This is a genomic window from Siphonobacter aquaeclarae (genome assembly GCF_900103285.1).
GTDB classification, from domain to species: Bacteria; Bacteroidota; Bacteroidia; order Cytophagales; family Spirosomataceae; genus Siphonobacter; species Siphonobacter aquaeclarae.
The window spans coordinates 1-21,758 of the sequence record NZ_FNGS01000010.1 but is presented as its reverse complement, the minus strand read 5'-3'; the positions used below and the strand labels follow the sequence as shown (position 1 = coordinate 21,758).

20 protein-coding genes are annotated in these 21,758 nt (G+C 54.0%); 6 read left to right on the top strand and 14 right to left on the bottom strand.

Features of this window, described 5'->3' with window-relative positions:
• Positions 1 to 121 precede the first annotated feature (121 nt).
• Positions 122 to 2,503: a T9SS type B sorting domain-containing protein gene (locus BLR09_RS21975; RefSeq protein ID WP_093207902.1), complete on the top strand. Its 2,382-nt coding sequence runs from the start codon at positions 122 to 124 to the stop codon at positions 2,501 to 2,503.
• A gap of 2 nt (positions 2,504 to 2,505) precedes the next feature.
• Here the strand turns inward: BLR09_RS21975 and BLR09_RS21970 are convergent, their stop codons facing one another.
• Positions 2,506 to 3,732 carry a glycoside hydrolase family 99 protein gene (locus tag BLR09_RS21970; protein WP_093207900.1) on the bottom strand — a complete coding sequence of 409 codons (1,227 nt, stop codon included), beginning with the start codon at positions 3,730 to 3,732 and terminating at the stop codon, positions 2,506 to 2,508.
• A gap of 97 nt (positions 3,733 to 3,829) precedes the next feature.
• Between BLR09_RS21970 and BLR09_RS21965 the strand changes: the two genes are divergently transcribed.
• The gene (locus BLR09_RS21965) at positions 3,830 to 4,612 is read left to right on the top strand and encodes an amidohydrolase (protein WP_093207899.1); all 783 of its coding nucleotides are present in this window, start codon (positions 3,830 to 3,832) and stop codon (positions 4,610 to 4,612) included.
• 150 nt (positions 4,613 to 4,762) lie between these two features.
• Here BLR09_RS21965 and gatC read toward each other — a convergent pair whose 3' ends face one another.
• Complete coding sequence (gatC, locus tag BLR09_RS21960) at positions 4,763 to 5,050, bottom strand: Asp-tRNA(Asn)/Glu-tRNA(Gln) amidotransferase subunit GatC (protein ID WP_093207897.1); 288 nt, start codon at positions 5,048 to 5,050, stop codon at positions 4,763 to 4,765.
• Positions 5,051 to 5,079: 29 nt separating this feature from the next.
• Positions 5,080 to 5,865 carry a lysophospholipid acyltransferase family protein gene (locus BLR09_RS21955; RefSeq protein WP_093207896.1) on the bottom strand — a complete coding sequence of 262 codons (786 nt, stop codon included), beginning with the start codon at positions 5,863 to 5,865 and terminating at the stop codon, positions 5,080 to 5,082.
• A gap of 171 nt (positions 5,866 to 6,036) precedes the next feature.
• On the opposite strand from BLR09_RS21955, the gene BLR09_RS21950 reads away from it, so the two are divergent.
• The 3 genes from BLR09_RS21950 to BLR09_RS21940 all read left to right on the top strand — a co-directional run bounded on the left by BLR09_RS21950 (position 6,037) and on the right by BLR09_RS21940 (position 10,167).
• Positions 6,037 to 8,673 (top strand): valine--tRNA ligase, encoded by a 2,637-nt coding sequence (locus BLR09_RS21950; protein WP_093207895.1) that lies wholly within the window; start codon positions 6,037 to 6,039, stop codon positions 8,671 to 8,673.
• 203 nt (positions 8,674 to 8,876) lie between these two features.
• Positions 8,877 to 9,494, top strand: a complete 618-nt coding sequence (locus tag BLR09_RS21945) for a hypothetical protein (RefSeq protein WP_093207893.1) — start codon at positions 8,877 to 8,879, stop codon at positions 9,492 to 9,494.
• Positions 9,466 to 10,167 carry a YjjG family noncanonical pyrimidine nucleotidase gene (locus BLR09_RS21940; RefSeq protein ID WP_093207891.1) on the top strand — a complete coding sequence of 234 codons (702 nt, stop codon included), beginning with the start codon at positions 9,466 to 9,468 and terminating at the stop codon, positions 10,165 to 10,167. The genes BLR09_RS21945 and BLR09_RS21940 overlap by 29 nt, the downstream gene beginning before the upstream one ends.
• Here BLR09_RS21940 and BLR09_RS21935 read toward each other — a convergent pair.
• From BLR09_RS21935 to bshA, 9 genes are all read right to left on the bottom strand, one after another.
• Positions 10,150 to 10,410: a DUF167 domain-containing protein gene (locus tag BLR09_RS21935; RefSeq protein ID WP_093207890.1), complete on the bottom strand. Its 261-nt coding sequence runs from the start codon at positions 10,408 to 10,410 to the stop codon at positions 10,150 to 10,152. The two genes, BLR09_RS21940 and BLR09_RS21935, sit on opposite strands and share 18 nt — an antisense overlap.
• A complete protein-coding gene (locus BLR09_RS21930) occupies positions 10,407 to 10,754 on the bottom strand; it encodes a hypothetical protein (protein ID WP_093207888.1) in 348 nt (115 codons plus the stop codon). Before BLR09_RS21930 ends, BLR09_RS21935 begins: the two co-directional genes overlap by 4 nt.
• Positions 10,751 to 11,431: a DUF433 domain-containing protein gene (locus BLR09_RS21925; protein ID WP_093207887.1), complete on the bottom strand. Its 681-nt coding sequence runs from the start codon at positions 11,429 to 11,431 to the stop codon at positions 10,751 to 10,753. Before BLR09_RS21925 ends, BLR09_RS21930 begins: the two co-directional genes overlap by 4 nt.
• 3 nt (positions 11,432 to 11,434) lie before the next feature.
• Positions 11,435 to 12,598: an AIR synthase related protein gene (locus BLR09_RS21920; protein WP_093207885.1), complete on the bottom strand. Its 1,164-nt coding sequence runs from the start codon at positions 12,596 to 12,598 to the stop codon at positions 11,435 to 11,437.
• Positions 12,599 to 12,674: 76 nt separating this feature from the next.
• Positions 12,675 to 13,409 carry an LPS export ABC transporter ATP-binding protein gene (lptB, locus tag BLR09_RS21915; protein WP_093207884.1) on the bottom strand — a complete coding sequence of 245 codons (735 nt, stop codon included), beginning with the start codon at positions 13,407 to 13,409 and terminating at the stop codon, positions 12,675 to 12,677.
• Between the two features lie 23 nt (positions 13,410 to 13,432).
• On the bottom strand, positions 13,433 to 15,154 hold the full coding sequence (gene recJ, locus BLR09_RS21910) for a single-stranded-DNA-specific exonuclease RecJ (RefSeq protein ID WP_093207882.1): 1,722 nt from the start codon (positions 15,152 to 15,154) through the stop codon (positions 13,433 to 13,435).
• A 119-nt stretch (positions 15,155 to 15,273) separates the two neighbouring features.
• Positions 15,274 to 15,930: a sterol desaturase family protein gene (locus BLR09_RS21905; protein WP_093207881.1), complete on the bottom strand. Its 657-nt coding sequence runs from the start codon at positions 15,928 to 15,930 to the stop codon at positions 15,274 to 15,276.
• An 85-nt stretch (positions 15,931 to 16,015) separates the two neighbouring features.
• Complete coding sequence (locus tag BLR09_RS21900) at positions 16,016 to 17,344, bottom strand: NAD(P)/FAD-dependent oxidoreductase (RefSeq protein ID WP_093207879.1); 1,329 nt, start codon at positions 17,342 to 17,344, stop codon at positions 16,016 to 16,018.
• Positions 17,345 to 17,370: 26 nt separating this feature from the next.
• The gene (bshA, locus tag BLR09_RS21895; protein ID WP_093207878.1) at positions 17,371 to 18,525 is read right to left on the bottom strand and encodes an N-acetyl-alpha-D-glucosaminyl L-malate synthase BshA; all 1,155 of its coding nucleotides are present in this window, start codon (positions 18,523 to 18,525) and stop codon (positions 17,371 to 17,373) included.
• Positions 18,526 to 18,710: 185 nt separating this feature from the next.
• On the opposite strand from bshA, the gene BLR09_RS21890 reads away from it, so the two are divergent.
• The gene (locus tag BLR09_RS21890; protein WP_093208179.1) at positions 18,711 to 19,589 is read left to right on the top strand and encodes a geranylgeranylglycerol-phosphate geranylgeranyltransferase; all 879 of its coding nucleotides are present in this window, start codon (positions 18,711 to 18,713) and stop codon (positions 19,587 to 19,589) included.
• Here the strand turns inward: BLR09_RS21890 and BLR09_RS21885 are convergent.
• Entirely contained in the window at positions 19,586 to 20,503 is a 918-nt protein-coding gene (locus BLR09_RS21885) for a S66 peptidase family protein (RefSeq protein WP_093207876.1), read from the bottom strand. The two genes, BLR09_RS21890 and BLR09_RS21885, sit on opposite strands and share 4 nt — an antisense overlap.
• Before the next feature lie 9 nt (positions 20,504 to 20,512).
• A complete protein-coding gene (locus tag BLR09_RS21880; protein ID WP_093207875.1) occupies positions 20,513 to 21,301 on the bottom strand; it encodes an SDR family oxidoreductase in 789 nt (262 codons plus the stop codon).
• Between the last annotated feature and the right edge of the window lie 457 nt (positions 21,302 to 21,758).

The window sequence follows — 21,758 nt, the reverse complement described above, 5'->3', positions numbered from 1 at the left end:
CCGGTACTTCCGCCGAAAGAAAGCAGCGTGCGCCTATTTTATCTCCCGAAATAGCCCGTAAAATTTCTACATTCGCTTAGCGTTCTTATCAGGATTTCCGATTGCTGCCGGAACTCGCGCAATGAAAAAACTATGCAGTTTGCTGGGCGTTTTCCTCTGTCTGTGCGGGCAGGCAATAGCCAACCACATTGTCGGAGGAAACATGGAAATGGTTGCCAAGTCTGCCGTACCCGGCTCCTACGACCTGTACCTTAACCTGTTTTTTGACGAAATAGGCGGGAAAAATACGCGCAAAGATCCGTCGATTACTGTTTCCATCTTCCGGAAAAGAGACAACAGCCGGATGCTCAATATCCAGTTGAATCTCCAGAGTACCACGCCGGTGCAGTACGCCAACCCGGCCTGCGCCACCGCCCGCAGCCTTCAGACTTCCACGCTGCGGTATTGGGCGCCAATAGACCTGCCCGTTGCGAACTACGACGATCCCCAGGGCTACTACATCGCCTGGGAACGGTGCTGCCGGAACAGCGGCGCTGATAACATTGTGAGCCCCGGAGCAGCAGGCATGACGTTTTACCTCGAATTTCCGGCGCTGCTACGAAACGGTCAGCCTTTTCTGGATTCCTCGCCTGTTTTCGGGTCGGTCAACGGGGAGTATATCTGCGTCAACAAGCCTTTTTCCTTTTCTTTCGCGGCAACGGATCAGGATGGCGATGAGCTGCGCTATTCACTCGTCACACCCTACGCCGGCTATGCCACACAGGGCCAGCCTAACCCCAATCTTCCAACCGGGAGCAGCAATTACCCCCTGGTGCAATGGGCTTCCGGATTTGACGCCGGTCACCAGATCAACGGAAACCCTCCGCTTCAGGTCGGTTCCGGTACCGGTCTGCTGACGGTTACTGCGAGTCAGCTCGGGCTGCATGTTTTTACCGTTCAGGTAGATGAATACCGAAACGGAGTGAAAATCGGTACCGTTCGCCGGGATTTCCAGCTACTCGTAGTCGATTGCCCTGTCAATACCCTGAAAGACCCGACCGTTTACAAGGACGACACGCCGGAGGCAGACCGCGACAAAGGCATCGTTACCGCCAATTTCTGCGAAAACGGCTACCTCGACCTGATCACCCAAAACCAGCCGGATGCTTCGTACCAGTGGCAAAAAGACGGCGTTAACATTCCCGGAGCTACTTCCTATCGTTACCGGGCCGAAGCGCCGGGTAAGTACCAGGTGGTTGTCAGCTCTTCGAAAGTATGTTCAGAATCGAAAAAGTCGGTGATGGTTACCCTCGTCATGGTTCCCGGCATCAAGGCAGAAATAACGGCCAATGTCCCGTTGCCGGCGTGCGCCAACCAGAAAGTCGTACTTTCTACCCTCACCGGTAACTATTCCTATCTCTGGAAATACGAAAGCGATACGCTGAAAGGACAAACGACAGCCTCCACGCCCGCTGCGAAATCGGGCCAATACAGTGTCCGGGTGCAGGATAAAGCCACCAGTTGCTATTACATTCCGACGAAAGACGTCACCATTAACCCTATTCCCAAGGCTATTTTCACCTCCGTACCTTCAAAAAGGAGCTTTTGCGGAGAAGATTCCGTTGCCTTAGCTGCTTTCGATTCGGTAGGCTATACCTTTCAATGGAGGCTCAATGGCCAGCCGATAGCCGGCGCGACGGGTAGTAAATACACCATCCGGCAGTCTGGCACCTACTCGTTCCAGGCGTCGATCGGTAACTGCCGTACCCTTTCCGATACCTTCAACGTGGCGCTCTACCCGTCTCCTACCGCCGCCCTGGATTCCATCCCGGCGGTATGCAGTTCACACCTGGCAACAGTGACGCTCGTAGGTACGCCAGCGAGCGGAGCCTTTTCGGGAAAGGGTGTTGTCGGATCAGTCTTTAACCCCGTCGCCTCCGGGCCGGGTAAATTTCCGATTACGTACACAGTCAGGAATCAGTATGGCTGTAAGGCAGTAGCTACGCGAATAGCAGTAGTAACGCTTTCGCCGAAAATATCCGCCGGTCCGGATAAAGGTATGGTCCGGGGAGATAGTGTAACTCTGGAAGGCGTTGCCGATGAAGGCATTACACTGGAATGGGGCCCGCCCGCAGGCCTGAGCAATACGCAGGTTATTCGCCCGTCCGCATCGCCGGCGCTTACCACTACCTATGTACTCACCGGTACCTCCGCGGAAGGATGCCAAACGTCGGACGATGTAACGGTTACGGTCTGGGAACGCATCACGATTCCGAACGGGATCACCCCCAACGGCGACGGCACAAACGATACCTGGGAGCTTCCCGGTATTGAACACTACCCAAATGCCGAAGTACGGATTTTTAACCGCTGGGGAAGTGAACTCTTCTATTCCAAAGGATATTCACGGCCATTCGATGGCAACCGGAACGGCTCCCGGCTACCTGCGGCGACCTACTACTACGTCATCCAGCCGAACAACGGCCGGCCTACCATCAGCGGCAGTCTGACCATTATCCTGTAGCCTCAGCGCCGCGAAGGCATCGTCGGTCCATACCCCGGCTTTCCGTGAAACCAGTCCCCGGCCTGCCCCGTAAGCCAGAGGTAATAATCGGTGGGAAGTCCGGATTCAATGCCGATAAACCGGCCTGAGCCGTTGAGCGGGGTTTCTCCTTCCCGGAGGGTTTTGAAGATCGCCGTTCCTTCGTCGATTTCGTCGAACATGGCCACATACAGGCTCTGTGCACCCGCGGCCCGGGCGCCGGCCACCTGCTTCCAGAAAAAAGCCCCTTTTTCCCGCGGAATCTGGTTGTATACCGACGGGCTGTCTTTCAGATTCCCCCAGCTGAATCCCGGAAAGGCCAGCGGCATGTAGTCCACGCCGTTTTCCCGGCACCAGCGGATGTCTCCTTCGAGTACCGGTGCAGCTGTTTTTGTATAGGTTTCTCCGTTGTACCGGCCTACAGCCCACGGCATGACTACGTCGCAGCTTCGGATCAGATCATGTAACAGGGTATCCGGAAGGGTATCCTTATCCAGCGTCCGCCAGTAGTACGGAACGCCGATGAGCAGGGAAAGCTCTGTTTCTTTCAGTTTTATTATTAATTGCTGTACATCGGCGGTGGCATACTTCCGGTTGTCGTTGAAACCCACGCCCCAGACGGCCACCAGGGGTTTGTTCCGGTGGCGGAGATACGTCGGGTTCCGGGCGGGGTCGTCCAGGCCGAAACGGCGGCGGATAGCGACCCAGTCCTGCGCCACAATAGCCAGATCGGCCGCAGTACACCCGCTGAGGTCGTACATAATACTGACAGCCCGGCCATAGGTACGGGCCGCACGCAGGGCGTTTTCAAGCACTGTATCGAAATGGCGTTTTCCTTTTTCGTGACGGATTTCGGAAACAAACCGCTGCAGGTATACGCCGTCGATGCCATATTGTTTCATCCAGTGAAAGTGGCGGTCGACCGTCCCGGCATCCGCCGGGCTATACACCCGGGCGCGGGTACCGTCGGGAAGGAGAAACGCGGTTTCATAGGTTTTTTCATATTCTGACACATCCGGCCAGAAATCCACCGAAGCATATCCCGGTTCGAATTTTCCCTTCTTCTGGTAGTGGTGCCAGCTCCGGTCGAGGCCGTCGTCCGGCGTGGAAAACCATCCCTGGTACCCGGCCATGACCAGGCCGTTGACGTTGGTATAGGTTTGAGCGGAGGCCGCGTGCGTGAGCAGCAGCGCAAGGAGTAGTTTTTTCATGTCTTAGAGGTTGGCACAAAAGTACCTGTTCCGGAAACCCGGGGCGATAGGCGCCTGTTTCTTTTTCCGATACCTTCGTATATCAAACTGATTTCGTATGAATGCTCTCCGCGTCACGCTTGTACAAACGCCGTTGCACTGGGAAAACCCCATCGCCAACCGGTCCATGCTCGAAGAAACCCTCGAGACGATCACAGCGGGTACCGATCTGATTGTCCTGCCGGAGATGTTTACGACGGGTTTTACGATGAACCCGGCGCCCGTTGCCGAGCCAATGAACCTGACTACTACGCGCTGGATGCAGCAAATTGCCGCACGGTATGATGCCGCGGTCACCGGTAGTTTCATCGTGCGGGACGGCTCCTCCTACGTCAACCGGCTGCTTTGGATGGAACCGGACGGTTCATTCGATTATTACGACAAACGTCATTTGTTCCGGATGGGCGGCGAGCACGAGGTCTACGCCGCCGGTACCCGGAAAGTACAGCGTACGTGGCGCGGGTGGACGGTCCGTCCGCTGATCTGTTACGACCTGCGTTTTCCGGTCTGGAGCCGCAATGTGGATAACGAATACGACCTTCTGCTGTATGTGGCCAACTGGCCGGCCGCCCGGGACTATGCCTGGCGGAGCCTGCTGACGGCGCGGGCAATTGAAAATCAGAGCTATGTCGTCGGAGTGAACCGTGTCGGAAACGACGGAAACGGGGTTTTCCACGAGGGATCTTCCGGCGTAATCGATTTTCGGGGGAACTGGCTTACTTCTCCACAGGAATCGGCTTTTGTCCACACCGTTTCCCTCAGCAAGGAAGACTTATCCACATTCCGGGAAGGTTTTCCAGCCTACCTGGATGCCGACGACTTTGAGATAAAGTACCTGTAGGTGAACTACTTATACCGACATCCCCATTTTTCACAAGTGATTATCCACAGAAATAATCAGAATGTGGATAACTCTTTTCCCCACTATCCACAGGGGCAATAAAAAAGGCCGGTCGTTAGTCGACCGGCCTGGCTATTCTTTTCATTGAACCTACTCCAGCACTTTGGGTACCCGGAAAAACTGCTCATCCCGTTTGGGGGCGTTGAGGAGTCCCTGCTCAGTAGTCAGCGTCTGTTTCGCGACGTCCGGGCGGAACGCATTCACCTCCACGCTCATGTGCGTTAGGGGTTCGATGCCCGATGTATCGAGTTCGTTGAGTTGCTCCATCCATGTCAGCACGCTGCTGAGAGTAGCTTTCAGCGATTCCTCTTCGCCCGGCTGAATTTCGAGGCGGGCGAGCTGTGCGATCTTCTGTAGGGTGTCTTTGTCTACCTGCATAATGACAAAGGTCGTGATTTTTCCGGCGATCAGAAAACGGTAAACCGCTCGTATGCCTCCCGATGGGCCTTTGGATCGCGGTGGTACTCGTCGAGCGTCGTTTGCATCAGTGCGAAAACGTCTTCTTTCAGCCGCGTAATGGCGTCTTCTCCCAACCCTTTTGTTTCAATCGGCGGATGAATAACCGCCCGGATAGCGCCGGGGTATATTCCTATTTTCTTCTTATCGGGAAGGCGTTTGTAGTTGTTCAGCAACGTAATCGGGACAATAGGTACCTGCTGTTTGACGGCCATTTTGAAGGCGCCGTCCTTGAAGTTGGGAAACATGGCCGGCGGATGCGTCGCCTTGATACCGCCTTCGGGGTAAATAACCATGCTTCGCCCCTGGCTCAGCGCCCGGTACGACCGCTGGAGGGATTTGGAGCGGCTTTGCGGATCGTTCCGGTCTACCTGAATATGCAGTTTCGCAAACATGTACCCGAACAAAGGCGCTTTTTTCAGGACGCTTTTTCCCATAAACGCGAAATAATTCTTCACGATAAGCATGTATACGGCGATGTCGAGGTACGAAAAATGGTTCGAGACAAAAACATAGGCCCGGTGCTCATCCGGCTTTTCTCCCTCGAAACGAACAAACACAGGCATGCCGATCAACGGAAAGAACAACTGCGCCCAGATGCGGTTGCAGCGGTGTGCAAGCGGTTTCCAGGACTCTTTCTGCAGAAACAGGTACTGGAAGGGGAAAATTAACAGGAAGATGAAGAGAAACCAGAAGGCTGCCCAAACGGAATACAGACTCAGTAAAATACGCCTCATGGAACAAAAATAGCCTTTTTTGCCATTGCTCCGCGCAGGTACTGCCGGACGGTCCGGAACCGGGCCGGATGCCCTCCCAACATTATTTCCTCCCACAGGGCCGGAATGCGTATCTTTGTGTTTCCAAATGCTGTCCCGGAAGGGGTTTTCCGGACCATCACTACTGTTTCCATGAGCTCGATTTCCAAAACGTATTCTCCCACAGAAGTTGAAGATAAGTGGTACGCGTACTGGTTGAAGCACAAAGTCTTCGCCTCTCAGCCGGACCCCGCCAAAGAACCCTATACGATCGTGATTCCGCCTCCCAACGTGACAGGTATCCTGCACATGGGACACATGCTGAACAACACGATCCAGGATATCCTCATCCGCAAAGCCCGGATGGAAGGAAAGGAAGCACTGTGGGTGCCGGGAACCGACCACGCCTCCATTGCGACCGAAGCCAAGGTCGTCAACATGCTGAAGGAACGGGGAATCGCTAAAACCGACCTCACCCGTGAAGAATTCCTCACCTACGCGTTTGAGTGGAAGGAAAAATACGGCGGAATCATCCTGGAGCAGCTGAAAAAGCTCGGCGCTTCCTGCGACTGGGACCGCACCCGCTTCACGATGGACGAAACGTATTACGATTCGGTCATCGAAGTATTCGTTCGTCTCTACAACAAAGGGCTGATCTACCGCGGTGTCCGGATGGTGAACTGGGATCCCCAGGGCAAAACGGCGCTTTCCGACGAAGAAGTAATCTTCAAGGAAGTACAATCCCGCCTGGTTTACATCAACTACCCTGTGGTTGGGGAAGATGGTGCGTTTGTGACCATCGCGACCGTCCGCCCGGAAACGATCATGGCGGATGCCGCGATCTGCGTTCACCCGGAAGACGAGCGGTATACCCACCTCCACGGAAAGAAAGTCCGGATTCCGCTCATCGACCGGGAAATCCCTGTTATTCTTGATGAATACGTGACGATGGACTTCGGAACCGGCGCGCTGAAAGTAACGCCGGCACACGACCTGAACGACTACGAACTTGGCCAGAAACACCGTCTGCCGGTACTCGATATCCTCAACGACGACGGCACGCTCAACGAAAAGGCGCAGATCTACGTTGGTGTCGACCGTTTTGCTGCCCGCAAGGCGATCATCAAGGAGCTCGAGGAAAAGGGTTTCCTCGAAAAGATTGAAGATTACAAGTCGAACGTAGGGACTTCCGAACGTACCGGCGCCGTCATCGAGCCCAAACTCTCGATGCAATGGTGGCTGAAAATGGAAGACCTGGCGAAGCCGGCCCTGGACGCCGTCATGAACGACGACGTTGCCCTGATTCCGGCGAAATTCAAGAATACCTACCGGGTGTGGATGGAAAACATCCACGACTGGTGTATTTCCCGCCAGCTCTGGTGGGGCCAGCAGATTCCGGCCTTCTACCTGAAAGACGGCACGATCATCGTAGCGAAAAACAAGCGGGAAGCCCTGCGGAAAGCGCAGCGCGACCTGCAATTGTTCGCCCTCACCGAGCAGGATCTCGAACAGGATCATGATGTGCTCGATACCTGGTTTTCATCCTGGCTGTGGCCGTTCGGCGTATTTGATGCCATTCAGGATCCGGAAAATAAGGATATCAAGTATTACTACCCCACGAGTGACCTCGTTACGGGGCCGGATATCCTTTTCTTCTGGGTAGCCCGGATGATCATGGCCGGGTATGAATTCATGGGCGAGCGGCCGTTCAAAAACGTATACCTCACCGGAATCGTACGGGACGCCAAAGGCCGGAAGATGTCGAAACAGCTCGGCAACTCCCCTGACCCGCTCGACCTGATTGCGAAATTCGGCGCCGACGGCGTCCGGACTGGCCTGCTGTTTTCGGCTCCTGCCGGTAACGACCTGCTGTTTGACGAAAAGCTATGTGAGCAGGGCCGTAACTTCTGCAACAAGGTCTGGAATGCTTTCCGCCTGCTGAAAGGCTGGGAAATCTCAGATCAGCCCGCACCGGAAGGAAACCGCCTGGCAGTAGCCTGGTTTGAGTCGAAGCTGAATACGACTCTGGCCGAAATCCTCGATCACTTCAGCAAATTCCGGATTTCAGACGCCCTGCATGCTGCCTATAAGCTGATTTGGGACGAATTCTGTTCGAACTACCTGGAGATCATCAAACCGGCCTTCGAAACGCCGATCGATCGGGAAACCTATGAAGCGACGCTGACGTTCTTCGATCAGTTGATGGCGCTGATGCATCCCTTCATGCCCTTCATCACCGAAGAAATCTGGCAGAATCTCCGCGACCGGCGGGAAGGCGAAAGCCTGAGCCGGGCGGCCTATCCGACGGTCGGAGCGGTTGACGCCGCCCTGCTCGCCGATTTTGACGCGCTGTTTGAGATTGTGACGAAAATCCGGGAAACGCGGAATTCCAAAGGCCTTTCGCCGAAGGAAGAGTTGCCGCTGGCCGTCCGGACCGATGCGCCGGCACGCTTCAACCGGATTGACGGTATTGTCCGGAAACTCGCCAATACCTCTCCGATCCGTGTAGTTGAGGAAGACGTAGCCGGTGCAACGGCGTTTCTCGTCAACGTCGACAAGCTCTTCATCGAACTCGGTGAAAAGATCGACGTGGAAGCCGAACGCGAACGTATCTCGAAAGAAATTGAATACAACGAAGGCTTTATGAAGTCGGTCGACGCCAAGCTTTCCAACGAACGGTTTGTTGCCAACGCCAAGCCGGAAATCGTAGAGAAGGAACGGCAGAAAAAAGCCGACGCCGAACGCAAGATTGAAGCGCTCCGCGAGGCGCTTACGAGCCTCGGGCTGTAGGCTGTAGGCTGTAGGCTGTAGGCTGTAATCGGATAGTAACCGGTTCAGTTCCCTCATCGAGCCTTTTCTGTGAATTCTGTGTTTTCTGTGAGAAAAAATTAAATCTCTCACAGAAAACACAGAATTCACAGAAAGTTAAAAAGAAGACCATTGGTAACAGCCTTTTGCTTAAAGCCTGCAGCATATAGCTTAAAGCCCTTAAAATGCTTCGCTACCGCATCTATCCCTCTTTGCTTCAGTCCTTTTCACTGTTTCACCACGAAGCCCGGAACAGCGAAGGAGACCTCTACGTGAGTGAGCAGGAGCTGATCGACCGGATCAATCGTGTACCCCGTCCGCAAACAGAGGCTCAGCTACGCGGCGTGAACTTCGAAACGGCGCTCGTCACCGGCAAGGGAGAAGAAGCTTTTTCCGCGGATATTATCCGGCAAATGCGGAGTCACCTGCCGTTCCGGTATAAAACGCAGTTTTATGTGCGGACGGCTATCCGGCATGTCGAGTTCTACGGGCTTGTCGATATCGTGGGCGGAAACCGCGCCATAGACATCAAAACCACGGCTTCTTACCAGCCGCCGAAGTTCGCCCATCACTTTCAGACGTTATATCTGCTGGGTCTCCGTCAATGGAATATTCGTCAGCTGGACTACCTCATTACCGATTTCCAGAACGTTTACCTCGAAACGTACCATTACGATTCGTATGATTTCCAACCCCTGCTCGACGAGCTGGAGTTATTCACCGATTTTCTCGAGAAACACCGTCCACAGATAAAGGACAAGAAAATATTCCATCATGCCGGCGTACAAACATCTCTTTTTTGACCTGGACCATACCCTGTGGGATTTTGAACGGAACTCCAATGAAACCCTGGCTGATTTGTATGATCATTTCGGACTTGCAACATTTGGTGTAAGCGGAAAAAGCCTCCTCCAGCAAACATTCGGCCAGGTTAATGCACAGCTCTGGCACCTGCACGATACCAACCGCATTACCAAAGCTGAATTGCGGCACCGCCGCTTCCGGGAAGTGATGAGCGCGCTGGGTTGTGACGAGCACCCGCATTGTGACGAATACAGCGAATGGTACCTCGCGCAATGTTCTTACAAGCCCCACCTCCTGCCCGGCACGAAAGAGTTGCTCGACTACCTCGCGCCGAAGTACGAAATGCACATTCTGACCAACGGTTTTGACGAGGTACAGGCCATTAAAATGTCAAGCAGTGGTATTACAGACTACTTCCGGGAAGTGATTACGGTCTCCAGAGCAGGTGCGCAGAAGCCGGAAGAGAAGATGTTCCGTTTTGCGCTGGAATTAACCGGCGCTGCTGTGTCGGAATCACTGATGATTGGCGATAACCCCGAAACGGATATCGCCGGAGCCTTGAGCGTCGGCATGGACGCGGTGTATTTCCGGCCGGAGCAATCGCACTACCCGGCTTACGAGCATGCTACCTATCAGATCAGCGAGTTGCGGGAGCTACACAAGCTGTTGTAGTATTTGCTTGATTTCTGCCTCTTCAGCGTCAATTTCCAACTTTTTATGGGGATTGGTGAAGCCGGATACGAGCTGTACTTTGGACTTCGAAATACCGAAAACGCCTGCCAGGTACTTCACCAGGTAGTCGTTGGCTTTACCGTCCTGTGCCGGAGCCTTGATTTTAACGGTGAGATTTCCGGCGTCGTCATAGGCGAGTCCGTCGACCTTGCTGTTGGGCTTTACCCGGATATGGAGCGTCATAACGCTTTGAGGCGCGTGCCGTTCAGGTCGCACCGAAAGGCAAACGGGCGGGTTTCCTGCCGGTTGCATTTGCGAAGTATGTCTTCCCAGCGCTTCTGCCGGATAGCTGCTTCGTCGAGAAACCATACGCCCTCTGGCGGCAGGGAAACGAATATCACGCTTACGCCCAGTTTCCGGAGAATGGCCCAGTGGGAAGGCGTCCGATGAACATTCAGTTCCGGAGTCAGCAGTACGGCGTCGCGCTTACCTGAAAACTCTCCCTCTTTCCACGGAAGCATCCCCAGCGCGCTTTGCAGGGCTGCCGGAAAAAAAGGTGTCAGATTCGTATCCAGAAAGAGTTTCATGAGGCAGAACGGTTAACGAAGAAGAGGGCGTCGTCGACCTGTGCCGGCGTTACCGCAAACAGGCTGGCAATCGTTTCCTTTTCTTCTCCTCCGAGGTGAATCCGGTGAAGGGTTTCGGCCAGAACAGACGTTCCCTGAATCACTGCCTGACCAAACTGCCGGTGCGGATCGATCACGATGGAGCGGTCCTTGCCCAATGGCCAGAATTTTGACGCCAGCTTGTCGGCGTCGAACTCGATTTTCCGGCAAAAGCCTTCCATGACTTCACGGATTTCATACTGCAGCCGGGAATCGGCAGTGATCAGCGTTTCGTTTCCGATTTCGACAAATAACGTCTTACTATCGGTCAGCAAAAACGACGACGCGAACGGAAACGGCGTTTGCAACAACCGGGAACTGACTTCATGGGCCTGCAAAATCCGGGTCGTCGAAATCCCGAGCTCCCGCAGCTTGAAGAATACATAGAATTCAATCAGGGTCTGGAATGTGACAACGCGGTCGCGGCCTTTTCCCCAGGAATAGGTCATACCGGTCGTTTCGGACAGCCGTCCGTTCCAGAATTCATCCAGCCAGCGACGGACCCGCGTCAGCGGCAGCAGGAGAATATGTGCGACATCTGGAACGGTATATACGCCCGTTCCCAGCGCGGGTTCAACAGATTGGATCGTTTCCCCCATGCCTCAGTCTCCGTACGTAAATTCGCCGAACTCGCTCCGGACCGTTACCCGCTTGCCTTCAAACGCTTCAACCCGGCCAATTACCTGTGCCTCGATGCCGAACGACCGGGAAATTTCAATAACCCGCTGCGCTTCCGCTTCGGGCAGGTACACTTCCAGGCGATGGCCCATGTTGAAGACCTTGTACATTTCCGACCAGGCCGTACCGCTTTCTTCCTGAATCAGGCGGAACAGCGGAGGAATCGGAAACAGGTTGTCTTTGACGACGTGAAGATTATCGATAAAGTGCAGCACCTTCGTCTGTGCGCCTCCCGAGCAGTGTACCATCCCATGCGGGCGGATTTCGGAAAGAATCGCCTTGACAACCGGCGCATAGGTCCGCGTAGGAGACAGAACCAGCTGGCCCACATTCAGCGGAGTACCTTCAACCGGATCCGTCAGGCGGCGCGAGCCGCTGTATACCAGATCAGAAGGTACTTCGGGATCAAAACTCTCGGGGTACAGCGCCGCCAGGTAATGACCGAGCACGTCGTGGCGGGCAGAGGTAAGTCCGTTCGAGCCCATTCCACCATTATAGGAAGATTCGTATGCAGCCTGTCCGTAAGAGGCCAGGCCTACGACTACGTCACCGGCCTCGATGCGGTCGTTGGAGATGACGTCGGAGCGTTTCATACGGGCCACGACGGTACTGTTGACCGTAATGGTACGAACCAGATCTCCTACATCGGCCGTTTCGCCACCCGTCGAGTAGATTTCCACGCCGTGCTCGCGGAGCATGGCCAGGACTTCTTCAGTACCGTTGATGATTTCAGCGATTACTTCTCCGGGAATCCGGTTTTTATTCCGGTCGATAGAGCTGGAAAGCAATACCGGGCCGGTGCAGCCGACGCATAGCAGGTCGTCGGTATTCATCACGATGGAATCCTGCGCAATGCCTTTCCAAACAGACAGGTCTCCGGTTTCTTTCCAGTACAGATACGCCAGGGAAGTTTTTGTACCTGCCCCGTCGGCGTGCATAATCGTGCAGTATTCCGGATCTCCGGCAAGGGTATCGGGAACGATCTTACAAAAAGCTTTCGGGAAAAGTCCCTTGTCCAAAGCGGCGATGGCTTTGTGTACGTCTTCTTTGGAGGCAGATACCCCCCGTTGCGCATAGCGATCTTGCATGGTGCAAAGGTAGGGCGAATCGCCGGATTTTGCGACGGTCTTTCCGCTCGCTTTTCCGGAATACCCCGCCCTGCTGTCAGATCTTCCGCTTCAACTCGAAATGCGTACCCAGGTATACCCGACGCACAACCGGATCGGCGGCGAGCTCTTCCGGCGTGCCGGCACGGAGTATCTTTCCTTCAAAAAGCAGGTAGGCGCGGTCAGTAATCGACAGCGTTTCGTCCACGTTGTGGTCGGTAATGAGGATGCCGATATTCCGGAATTTCAGCTTCGCGACAATACCCTGGATTTCTTCCACGGCAATCGGATCCACCCCGGCGAACGGCTCATCCAGCAGGATAAACTTCGGATCTACAGCCAGGCTGCGGGCAATTTCCGTGCGCCGGCGCTCCCCGCCCGACAGTACCTGTCCTTTGTTTTTGCGGACGTGCGTGAGGCTGAATTCCTCCAGCAGCGACTCCATTTTCTCCCGGCGCTCGGTCTTATTCATCCCGCCGCGGAGCTCCAGTACTGCCAGGATGTTTTCTTCGACTGTCAGGCTCCGGAAAACGGAGGCTTCCTGCGCCAGGTAGCCCACGCCCAACCGGGCCCGCTTGAACATCGGAAGGTTGGTTACGTCCTGGTCGTCGAGATATACTTTGCCGCTGTTGGGCTTCACCAGCCCGGTTGCCATGTAGAAAGACGTCGTCTTTCCCGCGCCGTTGGGCCCGAGAAGTCCGACAATTTCGCCCTGTGCCACCTGATAGCTCACGTGGTCATTGACCAGGCGCTGTCCATATTTCTTGACCAGATTTTCGGTACGAAGAATCATGCGATTCGTGCTCCGGCGCCGCTTCAGGCTGTCCGGAATTTAATGTCTTTGATATGAAGCTGGAGGTTCCGCCGTCCCTGAAACTCATTCATTTCGATCTGGTAACAAAGGTCGAACGGCTTCCCTTCCAGCAAGGGTTCATAAAAGTGCGCCAGGCCGAAACCGATGCAGGGGAATACGCCTCCACCCTGCTGGCGTACGTCCATCTTCAGATGTTTTTCCTTGAGGATACGGGGTGTTCCGTAGACATATACCTGCTCTGCTACAAATACCGGCGTCATGTTCTGCGGCCCGAAAGGCCCCATCTGGCTGAGAATGCTGAAGAACTTGTCGCTGATCGTCGTCAGCGGCAGCTTCATGTCAATGTCGATCTGCGGCGTGAGATCTTCCGAGCGGATTTTCCGGGCGACTACCTCTTCAAACCGCTGCTGAAAAAGAGGTACATTTTCTACCTTAAGCGTCAAACCGGCCGCATACATATGCCCGCCGAACTGTTCAAGCAGGTCCGAGCAGGCTTCAATGGCTTCGTACACATCAAAACCCGGTACCGACCTTGCCGACCCGGCCGCTTTTTCGTTTGATTCGGTCAGAATGATCGTCGGACGGTAATACCGCTCTATGCAACGGCTGGCTACAATTCCGACGACGCCCTTGTTCCAGTCGTTTTTGAACAGTACGGTCGTTTTCGCCGAGCGAAGCCAGTCGTTCCCTTCAATCATCTCCAGGGCTTCCTGCGTGATGCGCGTATCGAACTCCCGGCGATCGGTGTTGTGTACGTTGATGATACGGGCGAAGTCTTCCGCTTCCGCTTCATCTTCGCAAAGCAGGAGATTCACCGCGTCGTAGGCATGCTTGATACGGCCGGCGGCATTGATCCGGGGACTTAATCCGAAAACAACGTTGGTAATGTCCAGCGGAGGCTTCATACCCGCCGCCCGGATCAGGGTTTTCAGGCCCATACGGGGAGCCGCATTGAGTTGCTTCAACCCGTAATAAGCCAGTATCCGGTTTTCGCCCACAATCGGGACGATATCCGCGGCGATGCTGACCGCTACGAGATCCAGGTATTCCAGCAGGGGCTCCTGGCTGATCTCTTCATACTGGCAGTAAGCCTGCAGCAGTTTGAAACCTACGCCGCACCCTGTCAGCTCTTTAAACGGATACTGACAGTCTTCCCGCTTGGGATCAAGCACGGCAACTGCATCGGGCAGCTGATCTCCCGGACGGTGGTGATCGCAGATAATGAAATCCAAACCCTGCTCCCGGGCGCTGTTGATCAGGTCGACGGACTTAATTCCACAGTCAAGTGTCACAATCAGTGTAAAGCCGTTAGCCAACGCATAGTCAATACCCGGCTGCTGAACGCCGTAGCCTTCCTTGTACCGGTCCGGTATATAAAATTCCAGTGACGGGTAAAACGTCCGTAGAAAACCGTAGAAAAGCGCGACGGATGTCGTTCCGTCAACGTCATAATCTCCGTACACAAGAATCTTCTCACCAGCCTTGAGGGCATGGCTCAGCCGTTCTACCGCCCGGTCCATGTCTTTCATCAGAAAGGGATCGTGCAGTTGATTCAACTGAGGCCGGAAAAAAGCTTTTGCGTCGTCGAAGGAACGAATGTTCCGTTGCCAGAGAAGAGTCGTCAGAAACGGGTTCAGGTTAATGGCCTGCGCCAGTTCTTCCACCCGTTCTTTTTCTTCCTGCGTCTCGGGGGGTATTTGATATGTCCAACGCTTCTCAACCATACTTGCAAAATAACGAAGAAACGCGGCAGCACGGCTACCCTTCAGAAATTTTAAGAACGTGAAACACAACGGGCCGCCTGGAGCAGGCGGCCCGTTGCCAGGGAGTCAGGAATAAGCCCTCAGAGCGTTTCCATCGCTTTTCCGGTCTCTTTTTTCTTGGACTTGTCGTCCATGGTCTGGAAGACGTAGTCCCACAGGGGCGACGAAACGCCGAAAACAACGTTGCCATCCTTGTAGTGGTGTATGGCGTGATTGATCCAGAGATGCTTCAGGAAGTTCTTCGGCGGGGGATAGGCATGCACGCAGTAGTGTACCAGCAGGTAGCCCGCGTAGCCCCAGATAAAGCCCGGGAAGAAGGCGTAGGCCGCTTCGCCCATGATCACGAAAAAGATCGTAAAGAGGAGCGTCGCAATGATCAGCGCCAGCAGCGGAGGCATGGCCAGGCGGCTCTTGTCTTTCGGATATTCGTGGTGTACACCGTGCGTGGTATATTGAAATTTGGCACGGGCCGGGGTCGTCGGCTCAATGTGATATACGCTCCGGTGCATCCAGTACTCTACAAACGTGAAGCTGATGACACCCGCCACGAACAATACGCCGATCAGCCAGTTAGTCAGATCCGTATGCGTGAATGCGTACCACCCCAATGCGCCTCCCGCAATGAAAAACATCGACACCGGGATGGCTATGTGTGTCCGGGATAGTGCTTCGAGTACAGGGTTGTCGAATAGTTTTTTGGTTCCAGAGTTTTTAGGTCTGAGTTTTTGTGGTTCCATGGCTACGCGTGGTTATCGGTAGAAAGTGCAAAAATACGTATCAGAGACGGAAGAAAGACTGACTTCTGTCAATTGTTCCCGTGCATCAGGATGGGTTAACTTCTACAGACTCGTGGATAACCGGCTTAAGCTTAGGTTCCTTTGCCCGTATGATCAACCGGAGCGACTGGTCATAGGTGATGTAACTCCAGATCCAGTTGATGAAAATCAGCAGGCGGTTTTTGACGCCAACAATCGACATCAGGTGTACGAACATCCACGTCATCCACGCCAGAAATCCCTGAAACTTGAGGAACGGGAGGTCCACAACGGCCAGGTTACGCCCGACAGTCGCCATGGATCCCAGGTCCTTGTACCGGAATCCTTTCATTTCCTCGCCGCGGATCAGCCGAAGCAGGTTCTCAGCGAGTATTTTTCCCTGCTGAATAGCCGGCTGCGCCAGCTGCGGATGCCCGCCGGGAAACTTGTCATCACCGCTGAGAATCGCCACGTCTCCGATCGCGAAAATGTTGTCATAGCCTTCTACCTGGCAGAACTCATTGGCTTTCAGACGGCCGCCACGGCCCAGTTTCTCTACCGGAATACCTTCGAAGGTATTGGCTTTGACACCGGCCGCCCAGACAAGGTTATCTGTCCGGAGTATGGTGCCATCCAGCAGGTGGACGTGCTGTCCGTCGTAATCCGTCACCCGTGAATTGAGCAACACATGCACGCCAAGGTTCTGCAGGTATTGTTTTGATTTTACCTGAGACTCCACCGACATAGGCCCGAGCAATTCGGCGCCGGCTTCCACGAGGTAGATCTGCATCTGCCGGAAATCCAGTTCAGGATAGTCTTTCGGCAGAATATGCACCTTCATCTCTGCTAAAGTACCAGACAACTCAACTCCCGTAGGCCCCCCACCGACCACGACAACATTCATCAACCCCTGCCGGTCTTCGATATCGTCGGCAATCAGCGCCCGTTCGAAGTTCTCGAGCATCCGGTTTCGCAGTGCCAGCGCCTCGCCTACCGACTTCATGGGCAGCGCCCGGTCGATAATGTTCTGCATACCAAAGAAATTGGTACCGGCGCCGGCAGCAATGACAAGGTAGTCGTACGAAATACCGCCCATCGTCGATGTCACGACCTCCCGCTTGTCCGTATCAATCCGGAGTACTTCCGTCACCCGGATATGAACGTGCAGCTTATTCTGAAACGCCTTGCGAAGCGGAAACGAAATCGAGCTGGGCTCCAGACCAGCCATCGCCACCTGATAGAAAAGCGGCTGAAACTGGTGGAAGTTGTTTTTATCCAGCAGCACCGTCTGGATTTCGGGGTATGCCGAGAGCTTCCGGGCCAGGGCAAGTCCGCCGAAACCGGCACCGATGATGACGACACGTTTCTGCGAAGTTTTCGGAATATTGGAGTTCATAGGGAAGGATCGCTGCGGATGATGGATCAGGCTATTTCGAGGTCGGGCAACGCGGATTTGCTCTGCGCGACAATCTTTTGATAGAAAAACTCGTACCGCGGTAAAATCAGGTTGATATCAAACTCTTTGGCCCGGGCCAGCGCATGCGCCCGGAAAACCGGCAGCTGCTCATCTTGGAGGACAAAGGCAGCGTTACGGGCCATGTCTTCGTAATCCCCTACTTCCGAAATAAACCCGGTTTTTCCCTGAATATTTACCTCCGGAATACCTCCAGCGTTGGATGAAATCACGGGTACTTCACAGGCCATTGCTTCCAGTGCAGCCAGTCCAAAGCTTTCTTTTTCGGAAGGCATGACGAAAAGATCGGCAATCGACAGTACTTCTTCAATCGCATCGAGCTTCCCGAGAAAACGGATATCCTGACTGATGCCCATTTCCCGCGCCATTTTTTCGAGACCGGCCCGTTCGGGACCGTCGCCGATGAGGAGCAACTTCACACACATTTCCTTCCGGAGTATTGCAAACATGCGAAGAATATCCTCGATCCGCTTCACTTTCCGGAAATTGGAAATGTGGAGCAGTATTTTTTCCCCGAGCGGCGCAATGGCCATTTTGAAATGGTCCTTTTTCTGCTTTTGAAAGCGCTCCAGGTCAATGAAGTTCGGAATTACTTCGATTTCCCGCTCCACGGCAAACTGTTCGTAGGTGTCGCGGCGAAGGCTTTCGGATACCGCCGTTACCCCGTCAGAAGCGTTGATGCTGAAAGTAACAACCGGCTCGAAAGACGGGTCTTTTCCAACCAGTGTAATATCCGTTCCGTGCAGCGTTGTGATAACCGGAATGGTAATTCCCTGCGTCCGGAGGATTTGCTTGGCCATGTAGGCCGCTGAAGCATGCGGAATGGCATAATGCACGTGCAGGAGATCCAGCTGATGGTTTTTCACCACTTCCACCATCTTGCTCGACAGCGCGAGCTCATACGGCGGGTGCTGAAACAACGGATACGATGGAATAAAAACCTCGTGGTAAAAGACGTTTTCGTTGAAAAAGTCAAGCCGGGTAGGCTGACTGTACGTGATAAAATGAACACGGTGCCCATTTTTGGCCAATGCTTTGCCCAGCTCGGTAGCGACGACTCCACTACCTCCAAAAGTCGGGTAGCACACTATGCCTATATTCATCGATGTATGCAGAATGATTCGTTTCCGTTTGCCGTACAACAGAACTATTGTTCGGTTGGTTTCGGTCAGGCCGTAACTCGTCTATTAATTTTGGATGAACAGAAATGGGCGGAGGTGGCAGCAAATGCCTTTCGTTCGCTTTTCTTGCCGTAATTTTACGTATTCCCTGCGAAAGAAGTAACTACATGCGCCATAAACCCAAGCCGACAGCCCGTCAGATCGTTACCGGTTTTTTCCGGCTGATCCGCTGGCCGAACCTGCTGATCCTGGCGTTTACCCAATACCTGGTCCGTTTTACCCTGATCGGCGAAGAATCCATTCCCTGGTACCGCTTGCTGGTGGAACGGGACGTATTCCTGCTCGCCCTGGCAACAAGCTGCATCGCCGCGGCCGGCTACATCATCAACGATTACTACGACATCAAGATCGACCTGATTAACAAACCCGAAAAGGTCATCATCGGACGCTACCTGAAGCGGCGATGGGCCATGGGTATCAATCTCTTTCTGAATTTTGCGGGAATAGCGCTGGGATGGCTGGTCGACCGGAAAGTCTTTCTCCTCAATACACTTGCCGTTTTCTTTCTCTGGCTCTATTCAAATCACCTGAAGCGGCTTCCCTTCTGGGGAAACCTCATGGTTTCGCTGCTGACGGGCCTCTCGCTGGTCGTGATGGCGGTTCATTACCATCGCCATGAGACAGAAGTCTATATCTACGCGCTGTTCGCTTTCAGTATTTCCCTGATTCGGGAAATTATCAAGGATATGGAAGATGTCCGGGGAGATGCGACGTTCGGCTGTCAGACATTGCCTATTCTCTGGGGCATTCCCCGGACCAAGTACCTGCTCTACACGCTGATCGCGTTGTTTGTTGTCATCCTTTTCTCGATGACGGCTCCCCTGCAGAATCAAACGCTCCGGTATGTTTTTGTCGGGCTCCTCTTTCCGGTGGGCTACCTGACTTATCAGCTCTACTATGCCGATACCAAGCAGGATTTCGCCCGGTTGAGTACGCTCTGCAAAATCATCATGCTGGCCGGCGTCCTGACGATGGTATTTGTTTAGACAAACTCGAGCCGTACTTCGTCCGAAGCAACCGTCAGCCGGGCATTCCGACCGACCGGCAACGCGAGGTTTCCGGCTTCGTGACCGACCGGGAAGCCATAGACCACCGGAAAAGAGTAGTCTTTCACCCAGTACTGAATAATTTCACGGATAGACATACCGAAGTCCTCCGGCTTGTCCCGAAGCTCTGAAAAGCTTCCTACAATCAATCCTGCGAGCCCCTCCAGTTTTCCTGCCCGCCGTAGCTGGACCATATACCGGTCGACGGAATAGTGAAATTCCTCTGTTTCTTCAAGAAAGAGAATCTTGCCTTTCGTATCCACGTCGGCCGGTGAACCCGCTACATGAACAAACAGGCAGAGGTTACCGCCTACGAGCGTGCCTGTGGCTGTTCCCGACCGGTTATCGGCCTGGGGAACGGTCTGGTAAATTACTTCCTCTCCAAACAGCAGCTTCCTGAGTGATTCCAGGGAATAACCGGTTTCATCCTGAAAAAACAGCTTGGGCATCGTAGCATGCAGGCTTTCGATTCCCTGCCGGTAGATGTCGCATAATACCGCTGTGATATCAGAAAAGCCAGCCACCCATTTCGGATGCTGTTGAAAAGCCGTATAGTCAATCTGGTCCAGGATACGGGAACTGCCATACCCGCCACGGGCTGAAATAATCGCCCTGACCGATGTGTCGTTCAGAAACCGCTGGTAATCGGCCCTGCGGATATCGTCCGTTCCGGCGAAAGTATGCCAGTGACTTTTGAGAGATTGTCCTTCGACAACCTTGAGTCCCCATTTCTCCAGCACGGCTATGGCCGGTGGGATGACTTTGTCGTAATCGATTTTACTTGCCAGGGCCATCAGGGCCACGGTATCGCCCGGCTTCAGCGCTTCCGGCCGGCGAAGAATGGGTACATGCATGTCGTGAAATTACAAACAACCTAATCTTCCGCCATCGACGGGCAGATTAATTCCGTTGATATAGGCCGCTGCGGGCGTACAGAGGAACGCTGCTGCTGAGCCGAACTCTTCTGGCTGACCGATTCGTCTGGCTGGGATATCTTTAGAAACCTCCTTTTTGATGTCTTCCAGGCTTCTGGACTCGCGTTCAGCACGCTGCCCGAGGACATAGTCGAGCCGGGCTGTTTCCGTGTATCCTGGAAGAACATTGTTTACGGTGATCCCAAAGGGGCCTAATTCGCCTGCCAGGGTTTTGGACCAACTGGCAACGGCTCCGCGGATGGTATTGGAAACACCCAGGCCGGGCAGCGGCATTTTAACGGATGTGGAAATGATATTGACAACACGTCCAAAACCGGCAGCTTTCATTCCGGGCACGACAGCCTGAACAAGTACCTGATTGCAGAGCAAATGGGCGCTAAAAGCTGATGCGAAGGCTTCCGGCTCGGCATCGAGGATAGCACCGCCCGCGGGGCCGCCTGTATTGTTGACGAGGATGTGGATCGTGTTATGCCGCCTGAGAAAGGTCTGTATGGCCTCTTTTACATTTTCCGGCGAAGTAAAATCGGCAACGAGGTAATGGTGCTCCTGTCCGGCAGACCGATTCAGCTCGGCGACACGGGCTTTGAGCCGGTCTTCGTTACGCGCCAATAGCACAACCGTTGCACCCAATTGTGCCAGTTCTACGGCTGTTGCCCAGCCAAGCCCCTGCGTACTCCCGCAGACAAGGGCTGTTTTTCCGGTAAGATCGAGATTCATATGGGAAAGATAGGGGGCGATCGGCAGTCAGCAGTCAGGGATTGGCTTAAAGCTGCAACGATCGGCGGTCAATTTTCGGCAGTAAGCAATAAGCTTTAGGCCTTAAGCTATTGCTCGCGGTGTCAGTATTACATCAAAAAACGCTCTCCGGTCTGGAGGGCGTTTTTCATTTCGGCAGTCAGCTTAAAGCAATCAGGGCTCGGGGGTAATATCGGTAGTTGCAGCTACCTGTATATCACGCAAAAGGCGCTCTTCCGTTTGGGGAGCACCTGGGGTAATTCGCAAGGGGCGTGTTGCCGCCTATAGCTTACAGCCTACCGCTTAAAAGTCGACAGCCGATCGCCGACAGCTGACAGCCGACAACTGCCTAAAAACAGCAAAAGCTCCCGGTTACAGGAGCTTTGCTATCCATTAATGGGAGGCGATTACCTACTTTCCCGGGGGCGAACCCAGTATC